Origin of the sequence: Variovorax sp. Root434 (assembly GCF_001426595.1) — a bacterium.
In the GTDB taxonomy this organism is placed as follows: domain Bacteria; phylum Pseudomonadota; class Gammaproteobacteria; order Burkholderiales; family Burkholderiaceae_C; genus Variovorax.
The window spans coordinates 150,123-167,126 of sequence record NZ_LMEK01000024.1; the positions used below are offsets into that span (position 1 = coordinate 150,123).

16 protein-coding genes and 1 tRNA gene are annotated in these 17,004 nt (G+C 65.0%); all 17 read right to left on the reverse strand.

Translation table 11 applies throughout. The annotated features are described in order from the left end of the window. Window positions 1-11: 11 nt before the first annotated feature. The 17 genes from nuoH to ASD05_RS20455 all read right to left on the reverse strand — a co-directional run bounded on the left by nuoH (window position 12) and on the right by ASD05_RS20455 (window position 16,981). Window positions 12-1,088, reverse strand: coding sequence for an NADH-quinone oxidoreductase subunit NuoH (gene nuoH, locus ASD05_RS20375; RefSeq protein WP_056596280.1), 1,077 nt, complete (start codon window positions 1,086-1,088; stop codon window positions 12-14). After that, on the reverse strand, window positions 1,085-3,247 hold the full coding sequence (gene nuoG / locus ASD05_RS20380; protein WP_056596282.1) for an NADH-quinone oxidoreductase subunit NuoG: 2,163 nt from the start codon (window positions 3,245-3,247) through the stop codon (window positions 1,085-1,087). Before nuoG ends, nuoH begins: the two co-directional genes overlap by 4 nt. A 76-nt stretch (window positions 3,248-3,323) precedes the next feature. Further along, window positions 3,324-4,664 (reverse strand): NADH-quinone oxidoreductase subunit NuoF, encoded by a 1,341-nt coding sequence (nuoF, locus tag ASD05_RS20385; RefSeq protein ID WP_056596285.1) that lies wholly within the window; start codon window positions 4,662-4,664, stop codon window positions 3,324-3,326. After that, entirely contained in the window at window positions 4,664-5,206 is a 543-nt protein-coding gene (gene nuoE / locus ASD05_RS20390; RefSeq protein ID WP_082572198.1) for an NADH-quinone oxidoreductase subunit NuoE, read from the reverse strand. Before nuoE ends, nuoF begins: the two co-directional genes overlap by 1 nt. A gap of 10 nt (window positions 5,207-5,216) precedes the next feature. Beyond that, window positions 5,217-6,470 (reverse strand): NADH-quinone oxidoreductase subunit D, encoded by a 1,254-nt coding sequence (locus ASD05_RS20395; protein ID WP_056596291.1) that lies wholly within the window; start codon window positions 6,468-6,470, stop codon window positions 5,217-5,219. A gap of 1 nt (window position 6,471) precedes the next feature. Beyond that, on the reverse strand, window positions 6,472-7,083 hold the full coding sequence (locus ASD05_RS20400) for an NADH-quinone oxidoreductase subunit C (RefSeq protein ID WP_056596294.1): 612 nt from the start codon (window positions 7,081-7,083) through the stop codon (window positions 6,472-6,474). A 13-nt stretch (window positions 7,084-7,096) separates the two neighbouring features. Further along, the gene (locus tag ASD05_RS20405; protein WP_007837763.1) at window positions 7,097-7,576 is read right to left on the reverse strand and encodes a NuoB/complex I 20 kDa subunit family protein; all 480 of its coding nucleotides are present in this window, start codon (window positions 7,574-7,576) and stop codon (window positions 7,097-7,099) included. A 15-nt stretch (window positions 7,577-7,591) separates the two neighbouring features. Further along, window positions 7,592-7,951, reverse strand: a complete 360-nt coding sequence (locus tag ASD05_RS20410; RefSeq protein ID WP_042674206.1) for an NADH-quinone oxidoreductase subunit A — start codon at window positions 7,949-7,951, stop codon at window positions 7,592-7,594. 67 nt (window positions 7,952-8,018) lie between these two features. After that, a tRNA-Leu gene (locus tag ASD05_RS20415) sits at window positions 8,019-8,103 on the reverse strand. 119 nt (window positions 8,104-8,222) lie between these two features. Next, window positions 8,223-8,624 carry a preprotein translocase subunit SecG gene (gene secG / locus ASD05_RS20420; protein WP_056596297.1) on the reverse strand — a complete coding sequence of 134 codons (402 nt, stop codon included), beginning with the start codon at window positions 8,622-8,624 and terminating at the stop codon, window positions 8,223-8,225. Between the two features lie 36 nt (window positions 8,625-8,660). Continuing rightward, window positions 8,661-9,425: a triose-phosphate isomerase gene (tpiA, locus tag ASD05_RS20425; RefSeq protein WP_056596300.1), complete on the reverse strand. Its 765-nt coding sequence runs from the start codon at window positions 9,423-9,425 to the stop codon at window positions 8,661-8,663. Window positions 9,426-9,438: 13 nt separating this feature from the next. Continuing rightward, window positions 9,439-10,437 (reverse strand): NAD(P)H-quinone oxidoreductase, encoded by a 999-nt coding sequence (locus ASD05_RS20430; RefSeq protein WP_056596303.1) that lies wholly within the window; start codon window positions 10,435-10,437, stop codon window positions 9,439-9,441. 89 nt (window positions 10,438-10,526) lie between these two features. Continuing rightward, window positions 10,527-12,827: a polyribonucleotide nucleotidyltransferase gene (gene pnp, locus ASD05_RS20435; RefSeq protein ID WP_056596306.1), complete on the reverse strand. Its 2,301-nt coding sequence runs from the start codon at window positions 12,825-12,827 to the stop codon at window positions 10,527-10,529. Between the two features lie 205 nt (window positions 12,828-13,032). After that, entirely contained in the window at window positions 13,033-13,299 is a 267-nt protein-coding gene (gene rpsO, locus ASD05_RS20440; RefSeq protein WP_007837783.1) for a 30S ribosomal protein S15, read from the reverse strand. A 186-nt stretch (window positions 13,300-13,485) separates the two neighbouring features. Continuing rightward, window positions 13,486-14,409, reverse strand: coding sequence for a DMT family transporter (locus ASD05_RS20445; protein ID WP_056596309.1), 924 nt, complete (start codon window positions 14,407-14,409; stop codon window positions 13,486-13,488). Between the two features lie 82 nt (window positions 14,410-14,491). Beyond that, window positions 14,492-15,664 (reverse strand): pyridoxal phosphate-dependent aminotransferase, encoded by a 1,173-nt coding sequence (locus ASD05_RS20450; protein WP_056596312.1) that lies wholly within the window; start codon window positions 15,662-15,664, stop codon window positions 14,492-14,494. Window positions 15,665-15,682: 18 nt separating this feature from the next. Further along, a complete protein-coding gene (locus tag ASD05_RS20455; RefSeq protein ID WP_056596314.1) occupies window positions 15,683-16,981 on the reverse strand; it encodes a branched-chain amino acid ABC transporter substrate-binding protein in 1,299 nt (432 codons plus the stop codon). Window positions 16,982-17,004: the final 23 nt, after the last annotated feature.

A 17,004-nucleotide genomic window follows, 5' to 3' on the forward strand; every position in this document is an offset into this window, starting at 1 on the left:
GGCGCTTCCTGTTATTTCCAGATGTTGAACGGCGTCTGCATCCAGCCACCGACCACGACCAGCCACACGAGAGTGACGGGAATGAAGATCTTCCAGCCCAGACGCATGATCTGGTCATAGCGGAAGCGCGGGAACGTCGAACGCACCCACAGGAACATGGTGACCACGCAGAAGGTCTTGGCGCCGAGCCAGATCCAGCCCGGGATGAAGCTCAGGAACTCGAACGGTGGCAGCCATCCGCCGAGGAACAGCACCACGGTCAGGATCGAGACGAGCCACATGTTGGCGTACTCGGCCAGGAAGAACATCGCGAAGCTCATGCCCGAGTACTCGATCATGTGGCCGGCCACGATTTCGGACTCGCCTTCCACCACGTCGAACGGGTGGCGGTTGGTTTCGGCGAGGCCCGAGATGAAGTAGACGACGAAGATCGGCAGCAGCGGCAGCCAGTTCCACGACAGCAAGCCCACGCCCATGTTGGCGAACATGCCCTTGCCCTGAACGTTCACGATCTCGCTCATGTTCAGGCTGCCCGTGACCATCAGCACCACGACGAAGCAGAAGCCCATCGCGATTTCGTAGCTCACCATCTGTGCCGAGGCGCGCAGCGCGCCCAGGAAGGCGTACTTCGAGTTCGAAGCCCAGCCGGCGATGATCACGCCGTAGACCTCGAGCGAGGTGATGGCCATCACGAACAGCAGGCCGGCGTTGATGTTGGCCAGCGCCACGTCGGGACCGAAGGGAATCACCGCCCATGCGGCCAGCGCCGGCATGATGGTCATGATCGGGCCCAGCAGGAACAGGCCCTTGTTGGCGACCGTCGGAAGAATGATTTCCTTGGTCATCAGCTTGAGCGCGTCGGCGATCGGCTGGAGCAGGCCCAGCGGTCCGATGCGGTTCGGGCCGATGCGGATCTGCGTGAAGCCGATGGCCTTGCGTTCCCACAGCGTGAGGTACGCCACGGCACCCATCAGCGGGAGGACGACCACGATGATCTTGATCAGCGTCCAGATCACGGGCCAGACCACGGCGGTCCACCAGCCTGCGGCGACCAGCCCCTGGCCGAAGCCATGAATTGCGTCGATCATGCCAGTGCCTCCTCGGCACGTGCCGGTGCGGCCGATGCATTGCGCGCATCGGCGGTCAGTTGCAGCGATGGTGCGCGGCGCACGATCGAATCCAGTTGGTAGATGCTCGCGACCACGGGCGCGGCAGCTGCACCGTTGGAAGCGACCGCACTGGCGGACGTGGCGTTGCTCAACGCATTCGCGGGCACGGCGCCCTTGTCACCCACAGTGGCAAGCACCTCGGCGGTTGATTCGAACGCGAAACCGGGCAGGCCCAGCAGGTTGGCAAGCACGCGCAGCACTTTCCAGGCCGGACGCGTTTCGCCCAGCGGCTTCACGACGGCGTGGAAGCCCTGCAGGCGGCCTTCGGCATTCACGAAGGTGCCGGGCGTTTCGGTGAACGGGGCGATCGGAAGCAGCACGTCGCTGAACTCGAGGTTGGCCTTGAAGGGGCTCAGCGTGACAACCATCTGCGCATTGCCGATGACATCGGCAGCGGCGGCGCCAGCGGCCGAATCGAACACCGGCTCGGTGTTCAGCAGCATCACAGCCTTCAGGCCGGAGCCGGCGGCGAGCATGCGGCCTGCATCGAGGCCGCCGTTCTTCGGGAACGCGCCGACGATCTGCGCGCCCACGGTGTTGGCGGCTTCGGTCAGGTAGCCGACGGTAGCGCCGGTTTGCGCGCCGATCCAGTTCGCCAGCGCCAGCAGGCTGCTGGCTTGGGCGTGATGAGCGGCGGCGTTGCCGAGCAGGATGGCCTTGCGTTCGCCACTCAGCAGCGAGGCTGCGATGGCCTTGGCGGCGGCATCGGGTGCGTTCTTCGGTGCCAGTGGCGCGGCTGCGCCGTTGGTTTCACCGACCGCAGCGGCCACGGCGGCCAGCGCTTCGACCCACTGGTCGGCTTCGACGATGGACGATTGCGCCACGTCGATGGCCCAGGCGTCGCGGGTGGCCATCAGGCTCGGCGAGGTGATCACCGACAGCGCGGCGCCCTTGCGCACGGCCTGGCGGATGCGTTGCGCGAACAGCGGATGTTCCTTGCGCAGGTTCGAACCGACGACCAGAGCGCGCTGCACTTGCGTGAGCGATGCGATCGAGGTGCCGAGCCAGCGCACGCCCTCGAACGCCGTGAATTCGGCGTTGCGCAGGCGGTAGTCGATGTTGTCGCTGCCCAGTTCACGTGTGAGCATGGCGGCGAGCTGCAGCTCTTCGAGCGTGCTGTGCGGGCTGACCAGCGTGCCGATGCTTTGCGCGCCGTGGTCGGCCTTGATCTGCTTGAGGCCGTTGGCCACATATTCGAGTGCCGTCTGCCAGTCGACCTGCTGCCATTGGCCGCCCTGCTTCAGCATGGGCTGCGTCAGGCGCTCGGGGCCGTTGAGCGCTTCGTACGAAAAGCGGTCGCGGTCGGCGATCCAGCATTCGTTGACGTCTTCGTTCTCGAGCGGCACCACGCGCATCACGCGGTTGTTCTTGACCTGGACGATCAGGTTCGCACCGGTGGAGTCGTGCGGGCTCACCGACTTGCGGCGCGACAGCTCCCAGGTGCGGGCGCTGTAGCGGAACGGCTTGCTCGTGAGCGCGCCGACCGGGCAGATGTCGATCATGTTGCCCGACAGTTCGGAGTCGACCGAGTCACCGAGGAAGGTTTCGATTTCGGAGTGCTCGCCGCGGTGCGACATGCCGAGCTCCATCACGCCGGCCACTTCCTGGCCGAAACGGACGCAGCGCGTGCAGTGGATGCAGCGGCTCATTTCTTCCATGCTGATCAGCGGGCCGACGTCCTTGTGGAACACGACGCGCTTTTCTTCCTCGTAGCGCGAGGAAGAACCGCCGTAGCCCACTGCCAAATCCTGCAGCTGGCATTCGCCGCCCTGGTCGCAGATCGGGCAATCCAGCGGGTGGTTGATCAGGAGGAACTCCATGACCGACTGCTGCGCCTTGATGGCCTTTTCGCTCTTGGTGCGAACGATCATGCCCTGCGTGACGGGCGTGGCGCAGGCCGGCATCGGCTTGGGCGCCTTTTCCACGTCGACCAGGCACATGCGGCAGTTGGCCGCGATGCTGAGTTTCTTGTGATAGCAGAAGTGCGGGATGTACGTGCCCGCCTTGTCGGCCGCATGCATCACCATGCTGCCTTCGGTCACTTCGACCTTCTTGCCGTCGAGTTCGATTTCGATCATGAGTATGTTTCTTCTCGCGCCAACAGACAGCCTCCGCCTTCGGCTGCGGTATTCACCTTGGGAGCGGCCCGGCGGTTCATGCCTTGACGGGCTCCGTCGGGACGTGGCCCGGAATCAGGGCCTCGAACTCATGGCGGAAGTGCTTGATCATGGCACGCACGGGCATGGCCGCCGCATCGCCGAGCGCACAGATGGTGCGGCCCATGATGTCGCCGGCAACGGAGTCCAGCAGTTGCATGTCGCTGGGCTTGCCCTGACCGTTATGGATGCGGTCTACCACGCGGTAGAGCCAGCCGGTGCCTTCACGGCACGGCGTGCACTGGCCACAGGACTCGTGCATGTAGAAGTACGAGAGGCGCTTGAGCGACTCGACCATCGAGCGGCTGTCGTCCATGACGATCACTGCGCCCGAGCCCAGCATGGAGCCGGCCTTGGCGATGGAGTCGTAGTCCATGGTGCAGGCCATCATAATGTCGGCCGGCAGCACCGGCGACGACGAGCCACCGGGGATCACCGCCTTGAGCGTGCGGCCCTTGCGCACGCCGCCGGCCAGTTCGAGCAGCTTGGAGAACGGCGTGCCCATGGGCACTTCGTAGTTGCCGGGCAGCTCGACGTCGCCGCTGACCGAATAGATCTTGGTGCCGCCATTGTTCGGCTTGCCGCATTCGAGGTAGGCCGGACCGCCGTTGTTGATGATCCAGGGCACCGCCGCGAAGGTCTCGGTGTTGTTGATGGTGGTCGGCTTGCCGTACAGGCCAAAGCTCGCCGGGAACGGCGGCTTGAAGCGCGGCTGGCCCTTCTTGCCTTCGAGCGATTCGAGCAGCGCGGTTTCCTCGCCGCAGATGTAGGCGCCGAAACCGTGGGCGGCGTGCAACTGGAAGTTGTACGTGCTGCCCATGATCTTGTCGCCGAGGTAGCCCGCGGCACGCGCTTCTTCGAGGGCTTCCTCGAAGCGGTCGTAGCTCTGGAAGATCTCGCCGTGGATGTAGTTGTAGCCCACGCTGATGCCCATCGCATACGCGGCGATGGCCATGCCTTCGATCACGATGTGCGGGTTGAACTGCAGGATGTCGCGGTCCTTGCAGGTGCCGGGCTCGCCTTCGTCCGAATTGCAGACGAGGTACTTCTGCCCCGGAAACTGGCGGGGCATGAAGCTCCACTTCAGGCCGGTCGGGAAACCCGCGCCGCCACGGCCGCGCAGGCCCGAGGCCTTCACCTCGGCGATCACCTGGTCGGGCGTGAGGCCCTCGGTGAGGATCTTGCGCAGCGCCTTGTAGCCGCCGCGCGCCTCGTAGTCGGCCAGGCGCCAGTTGGTGCCATTCAGGCCGGCATAGATCTGCGGCTCGATGTGGCGGTCATGGAAACAGGTCTGGACGCCCGTGGCCTGGAACTGCTGGAGTACTTGCTCGGGCGACATCAGGCAGCCTCCCCTTTCACGGAGCCACGCAGGCCCTCGATGAGCTGGTCGAGCTTGTCGTTGCTCATGAAGCTGCACATGGTGCGGTCGTTGACCAGCATCACGGGCGAGTCGGCACAAGCGCCCAGGCATTCGCTCTGCTGCAGCGTGAACACGCCGTCGGCCGTGGTCTCGCCCATCTTGATGCCGAGCTTCTTCTCGAGGTGCACGAGGGCCGTGACGCCGTCACGCAGCTGGCAAGGCAGGTTGGTGCACACGTTGAGCTTGAACTTGCCCACCGGATGCTGGTTGTACATGTTGTAGAAGGTCGTCACTTCATGCACGGCGATGGGCGCCATGCCGAGGTACTCGGCAATCTCGCGCTCGCGCTGCAGGCTGACGTAGCCCTCGTCCTGCTGGACGATGGCGAGGCAGGCCATCACGGCGGATTGCTTGCCCGCTTCGGGGTACTTGGCGACCTCGCGCGCAAAGCGCTCGAGGATCTCGGCCTTCAACGGGGCCGAAGGGGCCGCGTCATGGTGATGGGTTGAGGAAGTCGTCATTCGCTCTTTCTCACCTGTCGATTTCACCGAACACGATGTCCATCGTGCCGATCACCGCGACAGCGTCGGCGATCATGTGGCCGCGCGACATTTCGTCGAGGGCGGCGAGGTGCGGGAAACCAGGGGCGCGGATCTTCAGGCGGTACGGCTTGTTGGCGCCGTCGCTCACGAGATAGATGCCGAACTCGCCCTTCGGATGCTCGACGGCGGCATACGCTTCGCCTTCGGGCACATGGAAGCCTTCGGTGAAGAGCTTGAAATGGTGGATCAGCTCCTCCATGTTCGCCTTCATCGATTCGCGCGCGGGCGCGGCAACCTTGTGGTTGTCGGTGATCACCGGGCCGGGGTTGGCGCGCAGCCATGCCGAGCACTGCTGGATGATCTTGTTGGCCTGGCGCATTTCTTCCACGCGCACGAGGTAACGGTCGTAGCAGTCGCCAGTCTTGCCCACGGGCACGTCGAACTGCATCTGGCCGTAGACGTCGTAAGGCTGCTTCTTGCGCAGGTCCCATTCGACGCCCGAGCCACGCAGCATCGGGCCGGTGAAGCCGAGGTTCAGCGCGCGCTCCGGCGTGACCACGCCGATGCCCACGGTGCGCTGCTTCCAGATGCGGTTGTCGGTGAGCAGCGTCTCGTACTCGTCGACCATCTTCGGGAAGCGCTTGCAGAAGGCGTCGACGAAGTCGAGCAGTGACCCTTGGCGATCTTCGTTCAAGCGCTCGATGGCCTTCGCGTTCTTGATCTTGCTGACCTTGTACTGTGGCATCGCGTCCGGCAGGTCGCGATAGACACCGCCCGGACGGAAGTACGCCGCGTGCATGCGCGCGCCGGACACGGCCTCGTACATGTCGAACAGGTCTTCACGCTCGCGGAAGCAGTAGATGAGCATGTTCATCGCGCCGCAGTCGAGACCGTGCGCGCCGAGCCACAGCAGGTGGTTCAGCAGGCGGGTGATCTCGGCGAACATCACGCGGATGTACTGCGCGCGGATCGGCACATCGAGGCCCATCATCCGCTCGATGGCGAGGCAGTAGGCGTGCTCGTTGGACATCATCGACACGTAGTCGAGACGGTCCATGTAAGGCAACGACTGAATGAAGGTGCGCGACTCGGCGAGCTTCTCGGTGGCGCGGTGCAGCAGGCCGATGTGGGGATCGGCGCGCTGGATCACTTCGCCGTCGAGCTCGAGCACCAGGCGCAGCACGCCGTGTGCGGCCGGATGCTGGGGGCCGAAGTTGAGGGTGTAGTTCTTGATTTCGGCCATATCAGTGCAAACCGCCGCCGTAGTTGTCTTCGCGGATCACGCGCGGCGTGATTTCCCGCGGCTCGATCGATACCGGCTGATAAACCACGCGCTTCTGTTCTTCGTCGTAACGCATCTCGACGTGACCCGACACCGGGAAGTCCTTGCGGAACGGGTGGCCGATGAAGCCGTAGTCGGTCAGGATGCGGCGCAGGTCGTCGTGGCCATCGAACACGATGCCGTACAGGTCGAAAGCTTCGCGCTCGAACCAGGTAGCGGCGTTCCAGACGGGCTGGAGCGAATCGACCACGGGCAGGTCTTCGCTCGGCGCAAACACCTTGAGGCGCACGCGCTGGTTGAGACTCACCGACAGCAGATGCGTGACGACGCCATAGCGCTCGCCCTGCCACTCGCCTTCGCGGTAGTCGGAATAGTCCATGCCGCAGAGGTCGATCAATTGCTCGAAGCGGCAGCCGGGCGCGTCGCGCAGCAGCAAGGCGGCTTCGATGTAGTCGGCGGCACCGACCACCACGGTCACCTCGTCCAGGGCAAGCGTCACGCTCCTGGCCTTGGCACCAAGCGTCTCGGCAATGGTGGCGCGCAGCACCTCCGGCGAAATTGCAAAGTCAGTCATCGTCGGCAATCTCTCAGGCGCGGGCAATGGTGTTGGTGCGGCGAATCTTCTGCTGCAACTGGATCACGCCGTAGAGCAATGCTTCGGCGGTGGGCGGGCAACCCGGAACGTACACGTCGACGGGCACGATGCGGTCGCAGCCGCGCACGACCGAATAGCTGTAGTGGTAGTAGCCACCGCCATTCGCGCACGAACCCATCGACAGCACCCAGCGCGGCTCGGGCATCTGGTCGTAGACCTTGCGCAGGGCCGGCGCCATCTTGTTGCACAGCGTGCCAGCCACGATCATCAGATCGGACTGGCGCGGGCTCGGACGAAACAGCATGCCGAAACGATCGATGTCGTAGCGGGCAGCACCCGCGTGCATCATCTCGACCGCACAGCATGCGAGGCCGAAGGTCATCGGCCAGAGAGATCCGGTCTTCGCCCAGTTCACCACCGAGTCGTAGGTGGTGGTGACGAAACCTTCTTTGAGAACGCCTTCAATGGCCATCGTGTGCTTTCCTTGTCATTCCCAGTCGAGCGCGCCCTTTTTCCACTCGTAGGCAAAGCCCACGACGAGGATGGCGAGAAAGATCATCATGGCCCAGAAGCCGATAGCACCAATCTCCTTGAGCGCGATGGCCCAGGGGAAGAGAAAGGCAATTTCGAGATCGAACAGGATGAAGAGAATCGCGACGAGGTAGTAGCGCACGTCGAACTTCATGCGCGCGTCCTCGAAGGCTTCAAAGCCACACTCGTAGGGAGCGTTCTTCGCGGCGTCGGGCCGATTGGGGCCGAGAATGTATCCGATGACCTGAGGGGCGACGCCTACGCCGACTCCGACCAGAATGAACAAAAGGACGGGGAGGTAGGAGTCGAGATTCATCGAGAGTTTTTCACCGCTTGCCACCAGCAAGAAGAACCCCTGGATGAGGTTTTCTGCCGATGAGATTTGGTGCGGTCGGCGAGACTCGAACTCGCACAGCTTTCGCCACTACCCCCTCAAGATAGCGTGTCTACCAATTTCACCACGACCGCGGTTTTTGCTGTTCGGATGGCATGAGGTACCTGCAAGAGGCATTTGGCTTTCCGAACAGATTTAGAGTTTACCCTGAAATGAAGCCATTTCTCACGGGCAACTCATGAAAACGAGTTGATTACTTGCTGGGGATCTGGCCCGCACCCGAAACCGGGGCTGCAGGAGCCGATGCGGGGGCGCCGGGAGCTGCCGCGCCAGGAATTTCACCAGCCTTACCGGAAGCCGGCGCAGCAGGTGCACCCACCGCGGCGCGCTCCAGAAGACTACCGCCGCCTGCGGGACGTGCATGGCTGAAATAGGCCAGCAGCAGCGTGCAGGCGAAGAACACTGCAGCGAGCACGGCCGTTGTGCGCGAGAGAAAGTTGGCACTGCCGCTGGCGCCGAACAGGCTGCCGGCGCTGCCGCTGCCGAAGGCTGCGCCCATGTCGGCGCCCTTGCCGTGCTGGACCAGGATCAGGCCGATCATTGCGAGGGCTGCCAGCATCTGCACGCCGACCAGAAGGTTGAGGACCACGTTCATTCGTTCTTACTCCTAATTGATACAGCCGTTGCGCATTCAGCGCGCAGCGGCAGAAATGATCTGCAGAAAATCGGGCGCCTTGAGCGACGCGCCACCGATAAGGCCGCCGTCGATGTCGGCCTGCGCCAGCAGTTCGGCGGCATTGGCCGCGTTCATGCTGCCGCCATAAAGGATCTGGATGCCCGCGGCATGCTCGCTTGCCGCGTGATGCAGTTGCGCGCGCAGCACGGCATGCACCGCTTGCGCCTGCTCCGGCGTGGCAGTCTTGCCCGTGCCGATGGCCCAGACAGGCTCATACGCCACGACGATCTCGCTGATGCAATGGCCGTTCACGTGAATCACCGCAGCCAGCTGACGCTTGACGACCTCTTCGGTCTGCCCTGCTTCGCGCTGCGCCAGCGTTTCGCCGACACAGACGATCGGCGTGATGCCATTGGCCAATGCCGCAGCGGTTTTCGCCGCGACGGCCTCATCGGTCTCGCCGTGGTATTGCCGACGCTCCGAGTGACCGACGATCGCATAGCGCACACCGAAATCCTTCAGCATCGCCGCCGATTGCTCGCCGGTGAATGCACCTTGCGGATGCGCCGAGATGTCCTGCGCACCGAGCGCCAGCGACGGCGTACCCGCCAGCAGCGACTGCAACTGCGCAAAGTACGGCGCGGGCGCGCACAGCGCCACGTCGCACGCGGCCGGGCTTGCGGCCAGGCCTTGCTGCAAGGCCTTCACCAGCGCCTCGTTGGCAGCGAGGCTGCCGTTCATCTTCCAGTTGCCGGCGATCAGTTTCTTCTTGGTTGTCATCGCGTTCTTCCCGTCACCATGTCAGCACGATCTTGCCGATGTGCTGGTTCGATTCCATCAGCGTATGAGCCTGGGCTGCGCCGCTAGGCTCACCTGCTGCCGCAAAGGTGCTGTGGATCACGGGCTTGATGGCGCCGCTTTCCAGCAGCGGCCACACCTTCTCGCGCAGGGCCTTGGCAATGGCGCCCTTGAAGGCCACCGGCCGAGGCCGCAGCGTCGAGCCGGTGATCGTGAGGCGCCTGCGCAGCACGAGGCCCGCATTGATCTGGCTCTTCACGCCGCCCTGCACTGCGATGATCACGAGCCTGCCGTCCTCGGCCAGGCATTCGATCTCGCGCGCCACGTAGTCGCCCGCGACCATGTCGAGGATCACGTCCACGCCCTTGCCGCCGGTGAGCTTCTTCGCCTCTTCGACGAAATCGCTCGTGCGGTAGTTGATGGCGTGGTCGGCCCCCAGCTTCTTGCAGGCGTCGCACTTGTCGTCGCTGCCAGCTGTGACGATCACCGTCGCGCCCAGCGCCTTGGCGATCTGGATCGCCGTGACGCCGATGCCGCTCGAGCCGCCCTGGATCAGCAGCGTCTCGCCCTTCTGCAGGCGGCCGCGCTCGAACACGTTGCTCCACACGGTGAAGAAGGTTTCGGGCAGCGACGCCGCATCGACATCGCTCCAACCCTTCGGCACCGGCAGGCATTGCGCCACGGGCGCCACGCACAGCTGGGCATAGCCACCGCCAGCGATCAACGCACAGACACGATCACCAACCTTGAACCCCGCCTCTGCCAGCGCCGCGGCATCGCCAGACACGATCTCGCCGGCCACTTCGAGGCCCGGCAGATCGGATGCACCCGGCGGCACCGGATAGTGGCCCATCCGCTGCAGCACGTCGGGCCGGTTGACGCCACTGGCCGCGACGCGAATCAGCAGCTCGCCCTCACCCGCCACCGGATCGGGACGATCGGCCACGCGCAGCACCTCAGGGGCGCCGTACGAAGTGATTTCAATGGCTTTCATGGTCTTTCGGCCTCCAACGCCCGCAGATGGGGCGAAGCTTGACGTTCAAAAGATTGCGACGGCGGCAATGAACCGCCGCTGCGCCCTTCTTACTCCTGAGGCTCGCGCGGGGCCTGCGACTGCTCGCCGGCCGGGGCCTGCTGCTGGTCGTTGAAGCGTGGTGCGCGCTCACCACGATCGCCGCCGCGGTCACCACCACGGTCGCCACGGTCCGAACGCTCGCGGCGGTCGCCGCCACGGTCGCCGCGATCGCCACGGTCTTCACGCGCCGGGCGCTCGCTGTATTCCATGCCGGCCGGACGCTCGGTCAGGGCCTTCATGGACAGCTTGACGCGACCCTTTTCGTCGGTTTCCAGCACCTTGACTTTCACGATCTGGCCTTCGCTCAGATAGTCGGTCACCTTCTCGACGCGTTCGTGTGCGATCTGGCTGATGTGCAGCAGACCGTCCTTGCCGGGCAGCAGATTGATCAGCGCACCGAAGTCCAGGATCTTGGTGACCGGGCCTTCATAGACCTTGCCGATTTCGACTTCGGCCGTGATCTGCTCGATGCGCTTCTTGGCCAGCTCGGCCTTTTCCGGATCGGTCGAGGCGATGGTGATGGTGCCGTCTTCGTCGATGTTGATCGTCGTGCCGGTTTCTTCCTGCAGGCCGCGGATGACCGAACCGCCCTTGCCGATCACGTCGCGGATCTTCTCGGGGTTGATCTTCAGCGTGGTCAGGCGCGGTGCGAAGCTGGAGACTTCGGCCTTGGCCTCGCCCATGGCTTCCTGCATTTTGCCCAGGATGTGCATGCGCGCTTCCTTGGCTTGCGCCAGTGCGACCTGCATGATTTCCTTGGTGATGCCCTGGATCTTGATGTCCATCTGCAGCGCGGTGATGCCGTTGGTGGTGCCTGCAACCTTGAAGTCCATGTCGCCCAGGTGGTCCTCGTCGCCCAGGATGTCGGTCAGCACCGCGAAGCGGTTGTCTTCCTTGATCAGGCCCATGGCGATGCCGGCCACGTGCGCCTTCATGGGCACGCCGGCGTCCATCATCGACAGGCAGCCGCCGCAGACCGAAGCCATCGACGAGGAGCCGTTCGACTCGGTGATTTCCGACACCACGCGAACCGTGTACGGGAATTCTTCCTTGGTCGGCAGCACGGCGACGAGCGCGCGCTTGGCGAGGCGGCCGTGGCCGATTTCGCGGCGCTTGGTCGAGCCCATGCGGCCCACTTCGCCGGTGGCAAAGGGAGGCATGTTGTAGTGGAACAGGAAGCGGTCTTCGTACTCGCCGGCCAGCGCGTCGATGCGCTGTGCGTCGCGTTCGGTGCCGAGCGTGGTGATGACCAGCGCCTGGGTTTCACCGCGCGTGAACAGGGCCGAACCGTGGGTGCGCGGCAGCACGGAGTTGCGGATCTCGATGGGGCGCACGGTGCGCGTGTCGCGGCCGTCGATGCGGGGCTCGCCCGACAGGATCTGGCTGCGCACGATCTTCGATTCGATGGCGAACAGCAGGTCGTTGACCTTGCCGGCGTCGAAGGGCTCGCCGCTTTCCTTGAGCGTGTTCATCACGCTGGCATTGGCTTCGCGCAGGGCTTGCGTGCGGGCTTGCTTGCTGCGAATCTGATAGACGGCGCGCAGCTTTTCTTCGGCCAGGCCCTTGACCTTGGCAACGAAGGCTTCGTCTTCGGCGGGCGCCTGCCAGTCCCACACCGGCTTGCCGGCGTCGCGCACGAGGTCATGGATCGCGTTGATGGCGATGTTGGCTTGTTCATGGCCGAACACCACGCCACCCAGCATGACTTCTTCGCTGAGCTGCTGCGCTTCGGACTCGACCATGAGCACGGCGGCTTGCGTGCCGGCGACGACGAGGTCCATCTGCGAATCCTTGCGGGCCGTCTGGCCCGGATTCAGCACGTACTGGCCGTTGATGTAGCCCACGCGGGCGGCACCGATCGGGCCGCTGAACGGGATGCCGGAGATGGCGAGCGCTGCGCTCACGCCGATCATGGCAGCGATGTCGGCATCGACTTCGGGGTTGAGCGACACGGTGTGGATGACCACGTGCACTTCGTTCAGGAAGCCTTCGGGGAACAGCGGGCGGATCGGACGGTCGATCAGGCGGCTGGTCAGCGTTTCATGCTCGCTGGGCTTGGCTTCGCGCTTGAAGAAGCTGCCGGGGATCTTGCCGGCGGCGTAGGTCTTCTCGATGTAGTCGACGGTCAGCGGGAAGAAATCCTGGCCCGGCTTGGCCGATTTGGAGGCGACCACGGTCGCCAGGATCACGGTGCCGTCGATGTCGACCAGCACGGCGCCATTGGCCTGGCGGGCGACTTCGCCCGTTTCCATGACGACGGTCTTGTCGCCCCATTGGAAGGACTTGGTGACTTTGTTGAAGAGGCTCATGTTTGCTCCTGTTTTAGTAGCGAACCACTCAGGGTTCGCAAGAGGCGGAGGCTGTCTCAGAACACGATGCCATTCCAGCGAAGCTCGGAGGGAACTTCATTGGAATGACACAGCTTCGCTCTGTTTGGCACTCCGAAAGTGGATCGCGAAGTAAAAAACGCCTGAGCTAGCGGACTAACCCAGGCGTTTTTTCATGCGATTCGATTTACTTGCGCAGACCCAGCTTGGCGATCAGCGCGGTGTAGCGGTCGGCGTCCTTGGACTTGAGGTAGTCGAGGAGCTTGCGGCGGCGGCTCACCATGCGCAGCAGGCCGCGACGACCGTGGTGGTCCTTGGCGTGCGTCTTGAAGTGGGGGGTGAGCTCGTTGATGCGAGCGGTCAGCAGTGCGACTTGCACTTCCGGGCTGCCGGTGTCGTTGGCGGCGCGGGCATTGTCTTTGACGACTTCGGCCTTGATGGAGGCTGCGATCATGATGATTCCTTGGTTCCTGGATGTTTGACTTGCGGTGAGCGCTGGAACTGCCCTCACCGTGCGCCTTGCGGCATGCAAAGCCTCGGGATTATAGCTCGCCCCCAGGCTGCGCGCACTTCGTGTCGCTTCGCCTACCCCCTGCCGGGGGCAACACCTGAGGCCCGGCAAAGCCGGTTCCTCGGTGTTTCACGAAGGGGCCGCTGCCGGGTCGAGCCCCTTGCCACTTCTGCTATCGAGCGAAGCCAGGCCTACCGCGCCGAGCACGCAGGCGGCCCCGCCGATCTGCGCCAGGCTGATACTTTCCCCCAGCCAGAAGGCCGCCAGTATCAGCGCAGAAACCGGCAGGAGCGCAGTGAAGAGCGCCGCTTCGGCCCCTTTCAGCCTGGCCGATCCGGCAAACCAGAGGACGAAGCCCAGCACCGTCGGCACCAGCGCGTAGTAGGCCACGCCGATCAGCGCATCGTTCGGCAACGGATGCTCCCAGGCCCGCTCGAACAGCGCCGGAACCAGCGACAGCAGGAGCCCGAAGGCCGTCATCAGCGTCGACAGCGCCAACGGCCGCACCGGCACCCGAAGCCGCTTGTTGAGCAGGATGAACATCGCCTCGCAGACGACCGCACCCAGTATCAGCAGGTTGCCGGCGAACGCCGCGGCCGATTTGGAGCCCCCTGCGGAGCCTTCGCCCGGCCAGCTGATTGCCAGCACCCCCGCCGTCGCCAAGACGATGCTGCCCACCAGATAGCGCCCCGGCCGCTCGCGCAAAGCCAGCACCGCCACCAGCGCCGCAACGGCCGGCAGCGTCCCGGCCACCACGCCTGCGCTGGCGGCCGGCGCCCACCTCACGCCCAGGATCAGCAGCACCGTATAGCCCACGCTGCCCAGCCCTGCCTGGCACAAGAGCAGCACGAGGTCGCGCCGGTCGGGGCGAGGCCAAGGCGTGCGCGTCAGCCGCAGCAGCAGGAGAAACACCGGCAGCGCCATCGCAAACCGCAGCGCGGTCGCGGTGAACGGCGGGAGTCCGCCTGCGATGACCTTGCTGGCCACCACCGTGCTGCCCACCGTGACCATCGCCAGCGCGCACAGCGCCATGCCCTTCAACCGTTCCGACATGCCAGACCTTTCGCTTTCGAGAAAAGTCCGAGCTTCGCGGCCCGGTCGCGTCGCGTATTGAACGAAATTGCAGGCGGCCGGATCAGCCCTTGCGCTGCGGCTGCTCCGCCAGCCAGTTGCGCAGGCGCTCCACGCCCTTCACCAGCCGCTGCGGGTCTTTCGAGGCAAAGCACCAGCGCAGCCATCCCTGCGCCTCGGGCGCGAAGGCATTGCCCGGCGCGAGTCCCAGGCCCGCCTCGGCGACCAGCCGCTTGGCCACTTCGAGCGAATCGCCGAAGCCTTCGAGCCGGAAGAAGGCATACATGCCGCCCTTGGCCGAAGCCACCTGCACGCCCGGCAGAGCGGCCAGCAGCGGCACCAGCGTGTCGCGGCAGTGCTTCAGGTGCGCCACCACGCGCGGCGTGATCTCGCTCGTGTGTTCGATGGCAGTGATGGCGGCGCGCTGCGTGAACACGCTGGCGCACGAGGTGTTGAACTCGATCAGCTTGCCGATGCCGTCCACCATCGACGGCGGCAGCACCAGCCAGCCCAGGCGCCAGCCCGTCATCAGGAAGCTCTTCGAGAAGCTGTGCGTCACCACGAGCCGGTCGTCGGGCTTCGAGATGTCGAGGAAGCTCGGCGCGCAGGCATTGGGCGTCGGCTCGTAGTACAGGCGCTCGTACACCTCGTCGGCGAGGATCCACGTGCCGGTCTGGCGGCAGTGGTCGAGCACGGCCTGCTGCTCGTCGCGCGTCATGGTCCAGCCCGTGGGATTGTTCGGCGCGTTGACGATCAGCAGCTTCGTCTTCGAAGTGACCGCCGCGCGCAGCGCGGGCAGGTCGAGCGTCCACTGCCCGTTCACCGGCACCAGCGGCAAGGTATGAACGCGCGCGCCCATGATGGCGGGCTGCGCCGTCAGGTTGGGCCACACCGGCGTCACGGCGACCACTTCGTCGCCCGCGTCGACCAGCGCCTGCACCGCGAGCATCAGCGCGCTCACGCCGCCCGAGGTGACGGCGATGCGCGAGGCATCGACCGCCGGATGCAGCCCGCTCGTGTAGCGCGCGATGGCTTCGCGCAGCTCGGGCAGGCCAAGGTTGTGGGCGTAGAAGGTCTCGCCCCGCTGCAGCGAATCGATGGCCGCCTGGCGGATCACCTCGGGCGTGACTTCGTCGCTTTCGCCGAACCAGAAGGCCAGCACGTCGTCGCGGCCCATGCCGGCGTTGGCGACTTCGCGGATCTTCGAGGCTTCGAGGTTGTGGATGGCTTCACGCATGTCTGGTCGTCCTGCTCTTCATGATTGAGGTTTCTTCATCTTGCACGAGGTCGGCAGTTCGGCGCGCTCGGCGGGGATCGTCTTGACCACGCGAAAGCCGTAGCCCGAGCCCTCGACGTCGAACTGCACGCCCGGCTTGCCCTGCCGGTCCATCACGCCGACGACGAGCTGCTGCTGGAACTGATGGTCCGTCGCGCGCATGCGCCCGCGCTGCCCGTACAGGCTCACGTCGGCCTGCTCCAGCGCGCGCGCCACCGGCACCGCGTCGGCACTGCCCGCACGCTCGACGGCCTGCACGAGCGCTTCGATCATCAGCTGCAGCCGCATGTGCACATAGTCGTCGGCCGGCTTCGGAAAGCGCGCGCGGAAGGCGCGGTAGAAGGTTTCGGACTGCGCCGTCTGCACGTTGGGCAGCCAGTCGGCCACGGCGATCACGCGGCCGATGCCCGCATCGCCGATGGCAGCCGGTGCGCCCAGCGCATTGCCGTAGAAGGTATAGAAAGTGCCGTTGAAGCCCGCCTCGCGCGCCGCCTTCACGAGCAGCGTGAGGTCGTTGCCCCAGTTGCCCGTGACCACGGCCTGCGCGCCGCTCGCGATGATCTTGGTGGCATAGGGCGCGAAGTCCTTCACCTTGCCCATCGGATGCAGCTCGTCGCCCACGATCTCCACGTCGGGGCGCTGCGCACCGAGCTGCCGGCGCGCCTCGCGCAGCACGGCCTGCCCGAAGCTGTAGTCCTGGCCGATCAGGTAGACGCGCTTGAGCGCGGCATCGTCCTTCACCACGTCCATCAGCGCGGCCACGCGCATGTCGGCGTGCGCGTCGAAGCGGAAGTGCCAGAAGCTGCAACGCTCGTTCGTGAGCGCCGGGTCGACCGCCGCGTAGTTGAGGAAAACTACGCGCCGCGCGGGGTCGCGCTCGTTGTTCTTGTCGATGGCATCGACCAGCGCCGCGGCCGTGGCCGACGAATTGCCCTGCAGCACGATGCGCGCGCCGTCGTCCATCGCGGCGCGCAACGCGGAGAGCGCTTCTTCGTTCTGCCCCTTGCTGTCGTAGCGATCGAGCTGCAATGGCCGCGCGCCACCGGGCAGCTTCACGCCGCCGCGCGCATTCACGCGTTCCACCGCCCACAGCAGGTTGCGGAACACGGCCTCGCCGGTGTTGGCGAACGGGCCGCTCATGCTTTCGATCAGCGCCAGGCGAATGGGTGCGGACGGGGTCGACACGTTGGCCTGCGCCAGCGCGGCGAACGGCCTCGCGCATAGCGCCAGCGCCGCGAATTTCAAGGCCTCGCGACGCCAAATAAAGGGGGGATTCATTGTCTTGAAACGCGTGCCGATGC